This is a genomic window from Chenggangzhangella methanolivorans, assembly GCF_042648545.1.
Lineage (GTDB): Bacteria > Pseudomonadota > Alphaproteobacteria > Rhizobiales > Methylopilaceae > Methylopila > Methylopila methanolivorans.
This window is the reverse complement of sequence record NZ_JBHRXS010000006.1, coordinates 382,675-396,023: the sequence shown is the minus strand read 5'-3', so window position 1 is coordinate 396,023 and position 13,349 is coordinate 382,675. Positions and strand designations below refer to the sequence as shown.

The 13,349-nt window shown below is 67.4% G+C and carries 14 protein-coding genes; 9 read left to right on the top strand and 5 right to left on the bottom strand.

The features are described from left to right. The first annotated feature begins 59 nt into the window (after positions 1-59). Both pgi and ACFOWB_RS13155 read left to right on the top strand, forming a co-directional pair. Positions 60-1,703 carry a glucose-6-phosphate isomerase gene (pgi, locus tag ACFOWB_RS13160; protein ID WP_378147720.1) on the top strand — a complete coding sequence of 548 codons (1,644 nt, stop codon included), beginning with the start codon at positions 60-62 and terminating at the stop codon, positions 1,701-1,703. Beyond that, positions 1,700-2,527, top strand: coding sequence for an alpha/beta fold hydrolase (locus ACFOWB_RS13155; protein WP_261402667.1), 828 nt, complete (start codon positions 1,700-1,702; stop codon positions 2,525-2,527). Before pgi ends, ACFOWB_RS13155 begins: the two co-directional genes overlap by 4 nt. A 184-nt stretch (positions 2,528-2,711) precedes the next feature. Here the strand turns inward: ACFOWB_RS13155 and ACFOWB_RS13150 are convergent, their stop codons facing one another. Then, positions 2,712-3,986 carry a diaminobutyrate--2-oxoglutarate transaminase gene (locus ACFOWB_RS13150; RefSeq protein ID WP_378147718.1) on the bottom strand — a complete coding sequence of 425 codons (1,275 nt, stop codon included), beginning with the start codon at positions 3,984-3,986 and terminating at the stop codon, positions 2,712-2,714. Continuing rightward, a complete protein-coding gene (locus ACFOWB_RS13145; protein ID WP_378147716.1) occupies positions 3,983-4,615 on the bottom strand; it encodes an acyl-homoserine-lactone synthase in 633 nt (210 codons plus the stop codon). The genes ACFOWB_RS13150 and ACFOWB_RS13145 overlap by 4 nt, the downstream gene beginning before the upstream one ends. A 344-nt stretch (positions 4,616-4,959) precedes the next feature. On the opposite strand from ACFOWB_RS13145, the gene ACFOWB_RS13140 reads away from it, so the two are divergent. Next, positions 4,960-6,462, top strand: coding sequence for a DEAD/DEAH box helicase (locus tag ACFOWB_RS13140; RefSeq protein WP_378147714.1), 1,503 nt, complete (start codon positions 4,960-4,962; stop codon positions 6,460-6,462). A gap of 54 nt (positions 6,463-6,516) precedes the next feature. On the opposite strand, the gene ACFOWB_RS13135 is transcribed toward ACFOWB_RS13140, so the two are convergent. Further along, the gene (locus tag ACFOWB_RS13135) at positions 6,517-7,143 is read right to left on the bottom strand and encodes a hypothetical protein (protein WP_378147712.1); all 627 of its coding nucleotides are present in this window, start codon (positions 7,141-7,143) and stop codon (positions 6,517-6,519) included. A 132-nt stretch (positions 7,144-7,275) separates the two neighbouring features. Further along, the gene (locus ACFOWB_RS13130; RefSeq protein WP_261402662.1) at positions 7,276-8,121 is read right to left on the bottom strand and encodes an AAA family ATPase; all 846 of its coding nucleotides are present in this window, start codon (positions 8,119-8,121) and stop codon (positions 7,276-7,278) included. A 128-nt stretch (positions 8,122-8,249) separates the two neighbouring features. On the opposite strand from ACFOWB_RS13130, the gene ACFOWB_RS13125 reads away from it, so the two are divergent. The 6 genes from ACFOWB_RS13125 to ACFOWB_RS13100 all read left to right on the top strand — a co-directional run bounded on the left by ACFOWB_RS13125 (position 8,250) and on the right by ACFOWB_RS13100 (position 12,539). Beyond that, positions 8,250-9,005, top strand: coding sequence for a competence/damage-inducible protein A (locus ACFOWB_RS13125; RefSeq protein WP_261402661.1), 756 nt, complete (start codon positions 8,250-8,252; stop codon positions 9,003-9,005). A 158-nt stretch (positions 9,006-9,163) separates the two neighbouring features. Further along, positions 9,164-9,379, top strand: a complete 216-nt coding sequence (locus ACFOWB_RS13120) for a hypothetical protein (RefSeq protein ID WP_261402660.1) — start codon at positions 9,164-9,166, stop codon at positions 9,377-9,379. Between the two features lie 337 nt (positions 9,380-9,716). Continuing rightward, on the top strand, positions 9,717-10,535 hold the full coding sequence (locus tag ACFOWB_RS13115; RefSeq protein ID WP_261402659.1) for a sialate O-acetylesterase: 819 nt from the start codon (positions 9,717-9,719) through the stop codon (positions 10,533-10,535). Positions 10,536-10,643: 108 nt separating this feature from the next. Then, entirely contained in the window at positions 10,644-11,111 is a 468-nt protein-coding gene (locus tag ACFOWB_RS13110; RefSeq protein ID WP_261402658.1) for a thermonuclease family protein, read from the top strand. 634 nt (positions 11,112-11,745) lie between these two features. Next, on the top strand, positions 11,746-11,883 hold the full coding sequence (locus ACFOWB_RS13105) for a hypothetical protein (RefSeq protein ID WP_261402657.1): 138 nt from the start codon (positions 11,746-11,748) through the stop codon (positions 11,881-11,883). Positions 11,884-12,380: 497 nt separating this feature from the next. After that, positions 12,381-12,539 carry a hypothetical protein gene (locus ACFOWB_RS13100; RefSeq protein ID WP_261402656.1) on the top strand — a complete coding sequence of 53 codons (159 nt, stop codon included), beginning with the start codon at positions 12,381-12,383 and terminating at the stop codon, positions 12,537-12,539. Between the two features lie 54 nt (positions 12,540-12,593). Here the strand turns inward: ACFOWB_RS13100 and ACFOWB_RS13095 are convergent, their stop codons facing one another. Continuing rightward, entirely contained in the window at positions 12,594-13,322 is a 729-nt protein-coding gene (locus tag ACFOWB_RS13095; protein WP_378147707.1) for an SOS response-associated peptidase, read from the bottom strand. Positions 13,323-13,349 lie beyond the last annotated feature (27 nt).

Sequence of the window (13,349 nt, the reverse complement as noted above, 5' to 3'; positions counted from 1 at the left end):
TGACGAAGCGCACTAAGATCCTATTTTGCCCGACGCCTGCTTTTCCGGAGACGTGAGCGATGCCCTCTCGCCGCGACGAGATCTTTGAGAGCCTCAGCGCGCATTGGCGCGAGATCGCCGATACGCCGGCCCGAAAGCTGTTCGCCGACGATCCGGAGCGGTTTCAGACGTTCTCGGTGACGCTCGACGACCTGCTGTTCGACTACTCGAAGACCCGCGTCACCAAGGAGACCGTCGCGCTGCTCTCGGAGCTCGCCCGCGCCTGCGGGGTGGAGGCGAGGCGCGACGCCATGTTCGCGGGCGAGAAGATCAACTCGACCGAAGAGCGCGCCGTCCTCCACACGGCGCTCCGCGCGCCTGCGGGCGCAAAGATCCTCGTCGACGGCAAGGACGTCATGCCGGAGGTTCTGGCCGAACGGGAGAAGGCGGCGGAGTTCGCGGAGGCCGTCCGCTCGGGCGAATTGAAAGGCGCGACCGGCGAACGCTTCACCGACGTCGTCAACATCGGCATCGGCGGCTCGGACCTTGGGCCGGCCATGGCCGCGATCGCGCTGAGCCCCTACGCGCAAAAGGGCCTCAAGGGGCACTTCGTCTCGAACGTCGACGGCGCGCACATCCACGACGTGCTCGCCGGCCTCGACCCGGCCCGCACGCTCGTTCTGGTGGCCTCAAAGACCTTCACGACGATGGAGACCATGGCGAACGCCCGCGCGGCCCGGAGCTGGCTGGTCGACGCGCTCGGCGAGGACGCCGTCGCGGCCCATTTCGCCGCCATCTCGACCAACGCCGAAGCCGTCGCCGCCTTCGGCATGGACAACCGCCGCATGTTCCAGTTCTGGGACTGGGTCGGCGGGCGCTATTCGCTCTGGTCGGTGATCGGGCTCTCGGTCGAGATCCTGATCGGCGCGGAAAACTTCCAGGCCTTCCTCGACGGCGCGCATGAGATCGACGCGCATTTTCGCGAGGCGCCGATCGACAGGAACATTCCCGTGCTGATGGGCCTCATCGGCGTGTGGCACCGCAACGTCTGCGGCTACGCCACCCACGCCGTGCTCCCTTACGACCAGCGCCTCGCGCGCTTCCCGGCCTATCTCCAGCAGCTCGACATGGAGTCGAACGGCAAGTCGGTGACGCTCGCCGGCGAGCCCGTGACGCTCGCGACCGGCCCGATGGTCTGGGGCGAGCCCGGCACTAACGGTCAGCACGCCTTCTACCAGCTGATGCATCAGGGCACGAACGTGATTCCGGCCGACATCCTCATGGCCGCGACGCCGCATGAGACGGTCGGCGACCAGCACGCGATGCTGCTCGCCAACGCCCTCGCCCAGGGCGAAGCCTTCATGCGCGGGCGCACCACGGCTGAGGCGGCCGAGATCCTGACCAAGGCCGGCAAATCCGCCGACGACGCCGCGACGCTCGCGCCCCACAAGACCTTTCCGGGCTCGCGCCCGACCTGCGCCATCGCCTATCGCATCCTCGATCCGAGGACGCTGGGGCGTCTCATCGCGCTCTACGAGCACAAGGTGTTCGTGCAAGGGACGATCTGGGCGATCAACTCATTCGACCAGTGGGGCGTCGAGCTCGGCAAGGAGCTCGCCAACCGCCTGATCCCGGTGGTGAAGGGCGAGGCCGGCGCGGACGGCCTCGACGGCTCGACCAAGGGGCTTGTGGAGCATCTGGCGAAGCTCCGGGCCGCCGAGTGAGTTCCGACCGCGCGGTCGAGCTCGCTTCGGGCCGCCTCGCCTTCCGGGCTGTCGAGGGCACGGGCATGCCCGTCCTCCTGCTCCACGGCAACTCGTCGTCCTCCGGAGCCTACGGGCGGCTCATCCCGCTGCTCGCCCAAGCGGGCCTCCCGGTCATCGCGCCGGACTTTCCGGGACATGGCGCGTCCGACGACGCGACCGAACCTGAGCGGACCTACAGCTTTCCGGGCTACGCCGCGGCGATCTGCGGGCTGCTCGACGCGATCGGGATCGAACGAGCGATCGCGATCGGCTGGTCTCTCGGGGGCCATGTCGCCATGGAGCTGCTCGCGACTGAGCCCCGCATCGCCGCGGCGCTCGTCACCGGCGCGCCGCCGATCCGACCATCGCTTGAGGCGCTCCAGAGCGCGTTCGCGGCCACGCCCGTCATGGGTCTGGCGGGCAAGGAGCAGTTTTCCGAGGCCGACGCCCGCGCCTATGCGGCCGCGATGCTCGACGGCGAAGAGCACCTTACGCCTCAGTCGGTCGAGACGGCGATTCGGACAGACGGCCGCGCCCGGCGGCTGATGATCGAAAACGGCGTCGCCGGACAGGGCGCGGACGAGACCGCCCTGCTCCGCTCCGGCCCGACGCGGCTCGCCATCGTCCAGGGCGACGCCGACGTGTTCCTGTCGATGGACTATCTCAAAGCCTTACCGGCCGACCACCTGTGGCGCGGCGCCATCCAGTGGCTAGGAGGGCTCGGGCACGCCCCGCACTGGAGTGCGCCCGAGCGTTTCGCGGCCCTCGCGCTCGCCTTCATCGACGAGATGCGGGCGGATTGAGCTTCAGCGCAAAGCGCCATCCTCGGCTTGAAGGGCGCGCGAACCCCAAGCCGTCGTCCCGGGCTTGTCCTGGGACCCAAGAACACAGACGCCGAAACATTCGCCTCGGCGGCGTTCATGGATCCCGGCGCTACGGCCGGGATGACGGCCGCCTAACCCGCGGCCCCCTCTGAGAGCGTGACCGTCAAGCCACCAGCCCGACCTCCTCGCCGGCCGTCAGCACGTCCGCGACCGCGGCCGCGATCCGGCCGAGGCCGTCGGCGAGCGTCGCCGGATCGATGGTGAGCGCCGGAAAGAGCTTCAGCACCTCGTCGTTCGGGCCCGCGGTCTCGATCATGACGCCGAGTTCGAAGGCCCGCCGCGCGACGGCGTCCGCCATGCCGGGCTCGGCGAAGGCGACGCCCGACATCATGCCGAGCCCGCGCGCCGAGAGGCCCCGTCCGGGCCAGCGCGCGAGCAGGCGCCGGGTCCAGTCCGCGATCTCCTCCGCGCGGCGCGCCGCGGCGTCCTCCACCAGCCCCTCCTCCCAGAGCGCGAGCGCCTCGGTCGCGGCCACAAAGGCGAGCGCGTTGCCGCGAAAGGTGCCGTTGTGCTCGCCCGGAGCCCAGAGATCGATGCCGGGACGGACAAGCGCGATCGCCATCGGCAGGCCGATTCCGCTGAGCGATTTGGCGAGACACACGATGTCCGGCTCGATCCCCGCCCGCTCGAAGCTGAAGAAGCGACCCGTGCGACCGCAACCCGCCTGCACGTCGTCGACGATCAGCAGCGCGCCGAGCCGCTTCGCGACCTCCGCCAGGGCGCGCAGCCAGCGCGTCGAGGCGACGTTGAGCCCGCCCTCGCCCTGAACCGTCTCGACGATGAAGGCCGCAGGCGGCTCGAGGCCGCCGGAGGGGTCCGCGACCTGTCGCTCGTAGCGCAGCAGATCTTCGGCGCTCGCGCCCTGATAGCCTTCGAACGGCAGCCGATGGACGCCATGCAGCAGCGCCCGGCTCGCCGCCCGCACGCCCCGTCCGCCGCTCATCGCAAGCGCGCCGAGCGTCACGCCGTGGAACGCGTTCGAGAACGCGACCACGGTCGTACGCCCGGTGACCTTGCGCGCGAGCTTCAGCGCCGCCTCGACCGCGTTGGTCCCCGTGGGCCCGGTGAACTGGATGCGGTGGTCGAGCCCGCGCGGCGCCAGCACGACGCGCTCGAAGGCGCGCATGAAATCGCGTCGTGCGGGCGTATCGAGGTCGAGCGCGGCGAGCAGGCCGTCGCCCTCGAGATGATCCGCCACCGCCCGCTTCAGCCGCGGATGATTGTGCCCGTAGTTGAGCGCGCCGCAGGCCGAAAGGAAATCGATGATCCTGCGGCCGTCCTCGGCGACGATTTCGCTGCCGCGCGCGCTGGCGAAGCTCGCGGGAAAGCGAGGCCCGTAATAACGGACGCTCGACTCCAGTTCTTGGTCCGCCCTCACGCCGCGGACCTCTCGGCCATGTCTTCGTCGCCGAACAGATTCAGCACCCGGCCCGTCACGCCGAGCTTTTCGAGATGGGCCGTCGGCCGGATGAAGCGCGTCGGAACGAGGAACGCCCGCTCGACCTCGCCCTCGACCTCCGCCGCCGCGCCAAGCCAGCGGATGCCTTCCTGCGGGATGTAGTGCTCGACGAGATGGGCTCGCGCGACGCCGACCATCGCCGAAATCCCGTTGAGTTCGAAGAACTCCGCGACTCCGCAGAGCAGCTCCGGGAGAATGACGCGGCGCTCGCGCGGGATCGCGGCCTTGTCGACGCAGACGCGGGTGATCTCCCAGATCTTCGGCGAGACCGGCGGCGCGCCCTCCGCCACCATCTCGGGCCAGAACGTCTGCATCATGTAGGGGCGCGTCGTCGGCAGCAGCCGGATGAGCCCGCGGGCCTCGCCGCCGCCGTCGCGCCAGACGAGATAGACGGCGGCCGGCGTGTCGAACCGGTCGTACTCCATGCCGTCGAAAGTGGCGTGCGGCAGCGCCCTGCGCTCCACGAACACCCTGTGTCGCAAACGGGCCTGCGCGGCGAGCCCATCCTTCGCCAGATGCGCGGCGCGCCAGGAAAACGCTTCGATCATTCCATCACCTCATGGTTGTGAGGAGATGGTTAATGCAACTTTAAGATTTGCGCGCAACTGGGAGCACGCCTAGGTGGCGGGCGCCCCGCGCCCGTTGGGAAACGATCCCGAAATCGCGGCGAAGCTTGACTTTCTCGGGGTTCGCCCGCACATCTTACGCATCGCTTGCGAGCGACCACCCGCGCTGCGGCCGCGTGACGCCTGACCTTCAGGACCTGCCGAGCGCCTACGAACCATCATCGACAGCCCAGATCACGCGGGGCGCGTCTTAACGCACCCGCTGTAGCCGCGCGCCCGCATGGACGCTTGCGCGGCCCTATGGCTGTATCCGGAAGACCTGAAACTTGACCAATTTCACCGATCTCGGCCTCTCGGCGCCCGTCCTCAAGGCGCTCTCCGAGCATGGCTACGAGACCCCCACTCCCATCCAGGCACAGGCGATCCCCGCCGTGCTCGCCGGCCGCGACCTGATGGGCATCGCCCAGACCGGCACCGGCAAGACGGCGGCCTTCGCGCTGCCGATCATCGAGCGCATGCTCAAGAACCCGCGCCAGCCCGTGCGCCGCGGCTGCCGCGCGCTGGTGCTGTCGCCGACCCGCGAGCTCGCGAGCCAGATCGCGGAGAGCTTCAAGGCGTACTCGGCGCATCTCAACTTCACGATCGCGGTCGTGTTCGGCGGCGTCGCCGCCGGCCCGCAGGTCCGCAAGCTCGCCAACGGCGTCGACATCCTCGTCGCGACCCCGGGGCGCCTGCTCGACCATGTCGACGGCAAGATGCTGCGCCTCGACCAGGTCGAGCATTTCGTGCTCGACGAGGCCGACCAGATGCTCGACCTCGGCTTCATCCATTCGATCCGCCGTGTCGTGCCGATGCTGCCGCATCGCCGCCAGACCCTGTTCTTCTCGGCCACCATGCCGAAGACGATCAAGGACCTCGCCGACACCATGCTGACCGACCCGGCCATGGTGGCGGTGACGCCTGTGGCCAAGACCGCCGACCGCGTCGAGCAGTCGGTCGTGTTCGTCGAGCAGGCCGGCAAGCGCGTCGTGCTGGCCGAGATCCTCAAGGGCCCGGACATGGACCGCGCGCTCGTCTTCACCCGCACCAAGCACGGCGCCGACAAGGTCGTGCGCCAGCTCGAGCAGGACGGCGTCAACGCCGCCGCGATCCACGGCAACAAGAGCCAGCCGCAGCGCGAGCGCGCGCTCGGCTCGTTCCGCACCGGCCACATCAAGGTGCTGGTCGCGACCGACATCGCGGCGCGCGGCATCGACGTCGACGGCGTCAGCCACGTCGTGAACCACGACGTGCCGAACGTGCCGGAATCCTATGTCCACCGCATCGGCCGCACGGCCCGCGCGGGCGCGGCCGGCATCGCGGTGTCGCTGGTGGCGAACGATGAGCGCGCCTATCTCCGCGACATCGAGCGCCTCATCAAGCAGTCGATCCCGGCGACCGACCGCCGCTCCGAGGCCGGCAAGGCCGAGCCGGAGGGCGCAGGCGCGGCCTCGACCAAGAGCCAGCAGAACCGCGGCGGCAATCGCGGCGGCGGGCGCCCTCAGGGCCACGGCGGCGGCGAGCAGCGCCAGGGCGGCCGTCCGCAGCGCCACGGCGGCGGCGAACGCCGTCACGGCGGCCAGCCCCAGGGCGAGCAGGCCCAGGGCGAACGCCGGTCCCACGGCCATGGCGGCCGCCCGCAGCCGCAGGGCGGCGAGCGCCCCGCCGCGCGCGGCGACGGCGAGCTGAAGACCGCCTCCTTCATGCAGAAGCCCCGCCGCGGCGGCCGGCCGGGCGGAAACCGCCCGCGCCCGCAGGGGCAGCGTCGCGAAGGCGGCGAGCGCAGCTGAACCTGAGATCCGGATCAGGCGCGGCGGGGAGTTTCCCACGCCGCGCCGTCCGTCTCAGTCGATCAGCACCTTCACGCGGTCGCGGATCTGCACGCCTTGCAGATATGCGAAGGCCTGCGTGAACAGCATCTTCTGGTAGACGACGATCTGCCCGAAGCAGAGCGCCTTGTCCTTGAGGCCGCATTTCTCGGCGACGTCGCCGATCTCGTCGGTGACCGGATCGACGAGCGCGTTGAAGACGCGATTTCCGGCTTTGCGTTTCCTGAACGCCGCCGCGTCATACACGTAGCCGACCAGCTGACCGTTGTTCGCGTAGCCGAAGCTCATGGCCTCGTCGATCACCAGCACTTTGCCGGCGAGCCGGTCCTTCATGAGCATGTAGCGGCTCGCCGACATTCGAAACCGCGCGTCCACGAGGCGACCGCCGTCCGCCAAGTAAGGCTTCTGCGCTTCGATCGCGAGAACCGGCGCGTCCGCCGCCCCGAGCGCGCGGGCCGCAGGCGCCAGCACGCCGTTGAACGTCGTCATGACCCCCGACAGCAGCTCCTGGCCCGCGATCCTGGCCTGACAGTCGGTCTTGTCCTTCGGCCATGACGCCGACGGCTGCGCCGCCATGCGCGCCCGCCAGAAAGGAGTGACGGCGCCGTCGAAGAGATGGCCGCAGAACGCAGAAAGAGACAAGGCGCTCTCCGTCGCCTTGTCCGCGGCTTTCCCGAGTTCGGTCAATTGGCCTCTCGCCGCCGCGCCATTATGGAGCGCAGGTCGACGCCGCGCTACAGCCGACGCGGGTGATCAATCGCTGAAATCAAGGGCTTAGCGCCCGCCGCGGCGCGCCATGAAGGCGAGACGCTCGAACAGCTGGACGTCCTGCTCGTTCTTGAGCAACGCCCCGTGCATCGGTGGGATCGCCTTGCGGGAATCGCGCTCGCGCAGCGTCTCGGGCGAGATGTCCTCGACCAGCAGCAGCTTCAGCCAGTCGAGCAGTTCGCTGGTCGAGGGCTTCTTGCGGACGCCCGGAACCTCGCGAACCTCGTAGAACAGTTGCAGCGCCTCCTCGAGCAGGCGCTTCTTCAGTCCCGGGAAATGCGCCTCGACGATGCGCGCCATCGTGTCCGGGTCGGGGAAGCGGATGAAGTGGAAGAAGCACCGGCGCAGAAAGGCGTCCGGCAGCTCCTTCTCGTTGTTCGAGGTGATGATGACGACCGGACGCTCCCGCGCGCGGATCGTCTCGCCGGTCTCGTGCACGAAGAACTCCATCCGGTCGAGCTCGCGCAGGAGATCGTTGGGAAACTCGATGTCGGCCTTGTCGATCTCGTCGATCAGCAGCACCGGGCGCTGCGGCGCTTCGAACGCGGTCCAGAGCGGGCCCTTGCGGATATAATTTGAGATGTCCGACACGCGCGGATCGCCGAGCTGGCCGTCCCGGAGCCGCGCCACGGCGTCGTATTCGTAAAGCCCGTGAACCGCTTTGGTGGTCGACTTCACGTGCCATTCGAGCAGCGGCGCGCCCATGGAGGCCGCGACCTCGGCCGCAAGCGCCGTCTTGCCGGTTCCCGGCTCTCCCTTGACCAGCAAAGGCTTTTCGAGCGTCGACGCGGCGTCGACCGCGATCTTGAGGTCGTCGGTCGCGATGTAGCCGCTCGTTCCCTGAAACCGCATCCTGTCCCTTTCGGCTCGCCGTCCGATCTCGTCTATCGCGCGGGCGGCCCGATCGCCAAGCGGCGCGCCGCTTGCTCGCCGCGCGTCTTCCGATAGCCTGCCCGATCCGTCGAGCCTCCGAGCGTTCCATGTCCGATCAGCCCGCCCCCGTCACCGCCGCCATCGTCGTGATCGGGGATGAAATCCTCTCGGGCCGCACGCGGGACACCAACTCCAACCACATCGCTCTGGCGCTCGGCGCGATCGGCGTCGACCTCATGGAGGTGCGCGTGGTCTCGGACGACCAGCCCGCGATCGTCGAGGCGGTGAACGCGCTCCGGGCGCGCAACACCTACGTGTTCACCACCGGCGGAATCGGCCCGACGCATGACGACAAGACCGCCGACGCGATCGGAGCGGCGTTCGGCGTCGCCGTCGACCACGACCCGCGCGCCGTCGCGATGCTGCGCGAGCGATTCCCGAACCCGGCCGATCTCAACGAAGGCCGCCTGCGAATGGCCCGCATTCCCTTCGGCGCCGACCTCATCGCCAACAGCGTCTCGAAGGCGCCGGGCTTCCGGCTCGAGAACGTCTTCGTCATGGCGGGCGTGCCCTCGATCATGCGGGCGATGCTCGACGTGGTGATCCCTGAGCTCAAGACCGGCGTCCCCGTCGCGAGCGCGACGTTGCGCGCCGACGCCAAGGAAGGCGACATCGCGATGGCGCTGGGCGAGGTCCAGAAGGCCCATCCCTCTGTCTCGATCGGCAGCTATCCGTTCACCGACGGAGACCGCTTCAACACCAATCTCGTGTTGCGATCGCGAGACGAGCGGGCGCTGGCGAACGCCAAGGCCGCGGTCGAAGCCATGCTGTCAGATATGCGCTCCGGCGCCGCCGCCGGCTGAGCCGCGGAACGACTCCTTACAATTTTACGAATCTACGGTTGTGGAGACATGCGATGCACGCATGGCTCATCTTAGACTTTAGCACATTGTGCGCTGCGGCATCGGGATTACCTTCAGTCACACGAGGCGACCGCCTCACAACTGATTGGAGACTGAAAGTGGCACGCAATCTGTCCCTCGCCATCGGCCGGCCCGCTTCGCCGTCCCTTGGCGTCCGCGAGATGGTCGGCGGGGTCCTCGAGACCATCGCCCTGATCGCCGCCGCGGGCCGGGTCGGCGCGGCCGTCGAGGCGCGCCAGTCGCCCTCGCAGGACGACCTCAAGACGACCGGTCTGGAGAGTCTCAACGCTCTCCGCGGCCCCTTCCGGTTCTGACGACCGGCCCGGCGGCTCCGCTTTCGAGCCGCCGCTCCGGCTGAGGCCGGGCGCGCTCGGCTGACCTCGCCGGACAATTTATCCGCCGCGCCGCCCCCGCGCGGCATACTGGAAAAGGCGCGTCCCAAGGGCGCGCCTTTTCTTTTTGTGCGCCGCACAATGGAAAGGCCCCGGCGCGCGAGTCGTGGTCAGGCGCCGCCGGAAAAATCGACCGCGCCCGGCACCGGACGCTTGGTCGCATTTATATGTCTATCGATTTTGTAGAATTTAGCGCCCATCGGAACCGCTGGTCGGGTCCGTCGCCTGTCTTCGTTCAATCACCGGCGCGAGGCACTCCATGATTGCGACCGGGCGCGCCGTTCTGCGCGCCGCTTTGCTCGGCATTGTCGCCTGTGCGACGACGCCGTCTATCGCCGCCGAAACGCGGCTGTTCGTGATCGCGGGACAGTCGAACGCCGTAGCGGCCGGCGGCGTCCTCGACATGGCTCCCGACCTCGACGCCGGCGCGACCCTACCCAATGTCAAAATCTGGAAGAACGACGCCGCCGAACCGTCGTTCGTCATCATGAGACTTGGGCAGAACACCGTCCAATATCCGGCGCTGCAGCACCAGCACGTCAATTTCGGACCGGAATGGGGAATGGCCGAGCGCTACGTCGAGACCTTCGAGGGCGACGGCGCCAGGTTCTTCAAATTCGCCCGCGGCAAGACCAGCCTCCTGAACCCGGATCATTGGTCTCCCGACGGCCCGTCGACCAATCTCTACGGCCAGATGCGCGCCCATCTCCGGACCATCGCGGCCGAAGGCCATGTCGCGAGTTGTTTCGTGTGGGTACAGGGCGAAGCCGACCGCGCGAAGGACGGGGATCTCTACGAAGCCGCCTTCCGCCGCCTGATCGCGGGCGTCGAGACTGCGCTCGGACAAACCGAGATGACGATCGTTTGGCCGCGCCTGTCGCAGAGGCGCGACAATACGGAGACCGCGCGCGTCGCGACCGAGAACTTCCGCGCGATGCAGACCCGCATCGCTGGCGATCCGGCGCTCCGCGTGCGTCTCGTCGACGTCGACGATCTTGCGAAGCGCGACAACGTGCATTTCGACGCGACGAGCGTGCGCACGCTCGGGCGTCGCGTGATGAAGCGCTGTCTGGAATGAGCGTGCCAGTGCGCGGGCCTGCGCCGTCTTGCGGCGCGCCGCGTTTTCGGCGATGCCCGGTGCTGCGCGGACGTGGCGAAACCGGTAGACGCACGAGACTTAAAATCTTTGTCGGCATCTAGAAAATCAACGTTTTCGCCGTCTCACCGACTTCGGTTTCGGGCTGGTTTTGGGAAAAGTCTCACGCTCGCCGCCGCGCTCCTCGCCTCCCCCGCTTTCGCCGCCGACCTCTATGTCGTCGACGGCGACACGATCTATCTCGGCCGCGAGAAAATCCGCGTGACGTCCGAGACCGGGCCGATCGACGCGCCCGAGATTCACGCAGACGGCTTCGCTCCGGCCAAATGCGCGCGCGAGATCGAGCGCGCCAAGGCGGCGCGCCGGCGGGTCGTGGAGTTGATGGCGTCGGGAGATTGGTCGATCGACCGGCTCGGCGGCCGCGACAGCCACAACCGCTCGCTCGCGGTCGTCTATGTCGAGGGCGAGGATCTCGCGGCGATCCTCGTGCGCGAGGGCCACGCGCGGCCATGGCCGCGGCCGTTCAAGAAGAACAAGCCGGATTGGTGCGCGCCTTAGCCGGCCGGGTCTGCCCGTCTTGACCGATCCCGATGCCTCAGCCACGATTCGTTGGCGGCGGGGCGACGAGAAGGGAAGAAAATGCCAATAACCGTAGAATGCCAACGCTTAAGCGTGAGCCGCCATACCCTCGCCGGCTTCGCGTTCGAGGAGGCGGCTCTGCCCGGGACCTTCGAGCTTCCGGATTATATCTCAACTGAGCGCGGAGATCGGTGGATCTGGCGCGGAGACGCTTTTTACGTCGACTTCGTCGGTCCATCGATCGCCGGCCATCAGCGTGTCAGATTCTCCGAAAAAGTGCCGTCCGGGTTCGGTCCGCTGGACTACTAGCGCTCTGGGGAGCGGAAAGCACGGGAGGCAATGATGTGCCGACCTGAAGTTCTTGTTATACGATGTTATCGCACTGAATATGGTGACTGCGACGTCCTGGATGTCGTCGCTACTCCCGAATCTCTCCATCTAGCGAAAGAAAATGCGAAAGCGCGGTTGCTTTCTTTTGCTCAAGACAGGAGCAGGGTTAACAGAAAAAATAAACCGCATACGGCAGATTTGGTTGGCGAAGACGAGCGTATTGTTGCAAGATTTCAAGCACGCTTCTCCTCATCTGAACAAATTGCGGTTGTGGAGGTGACCGATGCCGATCGGACCTAAAGGCGAGAAGCGCCCCACCAACGTGATCGGCAACGCCATCAAGATCATTCGGATCGCCACTGGCGAGGAAGACGAGACGGTTCTCTATCCCCGACGCGACCGGCTGTGGGAACGACGCTAACGACCGACAGCCCGGTCTCCAGCGATTAGATTTTGACGCGGTGAGCGCTATCGGCCCGTCCCGGCCATCGACGGCGTGACCGACAGTTGGCGCTCCAGGAGGCCGCTTCCAACGAGCCTCTATAAGCTGCCGGGAGGCCGCGTCGATCACCTTCTAGAATCCCCCGCTACCCCGTAAACGACGGCCCATGGAAACGCCCCAGCCTACCCCGCCCGCTGAAACGGCCGTTCACGTCGATCATCGCTGCGAGCATCCAGGCTGCACCGCATGGGGCTCGTTCGGACGGCCGGGCCAGACCGGACAGACCGTCTGGAAATGTCGGGCGCACGATCCCGTCTATGGGGTCCTGGAAGTCGCCGCGTCCCAAATCAGGACGACAAGTTACTGACCAATCGATCATTTTAAGCAAATTTTGTTGACAAACCGGCGCCCGGATACCGGCCGTCATCACGGATGGAACGCTCCTCGACCCGCAATAAAGCGGGCAGGAGAAAGTTATGGAAGAAGAAGCCCGAAGGTGGTCGCTTGCTGTCGTGGATGGCGAGATCGTGCTCGAAATCTACGATCCCGGCCTGGTTCAGGTGAAGATCCTGCTGAAGCCCGACGAGGCGAGCGCAATGGGCGCGTCGCTCGTCTACATGAGCCAGCCTGACTAGTCTGCGCGCCCGGCCGCGACCCGGTCGGGCGATGCATCCGGCAGGCATCCCGGGCTATGCCGCTTGTTCGACGCCGTCCTTCTTCACACCTCGAGCCACGATCACCAGCGCATCATTTGCCAGCGGCCGCTGAAGCGCCCTCGCCTCCTCCCAGGGCGCTCGCATCCAGAGGTCGATCTCCTCCTCAGTGGTCAGGATGACCGGCATCGCCTTCGGGTGGATCGGCGCGACAACCGCGTTCGGTTCGGTCGTCAGGAACCCATAGAGCTCCATTTCAGCTTCCCAGCCGTTCTTGATCTTCCTGACGCTAGACCAGGTCGTCCAAAGCCCGGCGAAGACGCAGAGGGGCCGCTCCTCCGACAGGGCGAACCAGACGTCGCCGCCGGCGTCGCGGTTGAACTCGCTGAAGCTCGTCATGGGCACGACGCAGCGGTGCTCGACGCCGAGCCAGCGCATCCAGTGCTTCGACGCGACGTTGCGGATGTTCGTGGTCCCGCTGTCCGGCTCCATTTTCAGCAGCTCGTCGAAGTCGACATCCTTGCCCTTGGCCCGGAGCTTGTCGGCGCGCTTCGACGCGGCGTCGAACAACGCCTTCTGGCTCGACGGCATGCCCCAGCGCGCGAGCGCGAGCTCGCGACCATCGGCGCCGTTCCGAACGATCGGAGCGGCGTAGTCCGGAAAGATGCCCGGCATCGGCGGCAGGTTGCCGGTTCGGTCGACCATCGCGCGGGTGAGCTCGCGGATTGCGGCCTGACCCTTGGTGAGCGAGTAGAGGTTGCACATGCGCCCTACTCTGCCCTGCCGCCGATT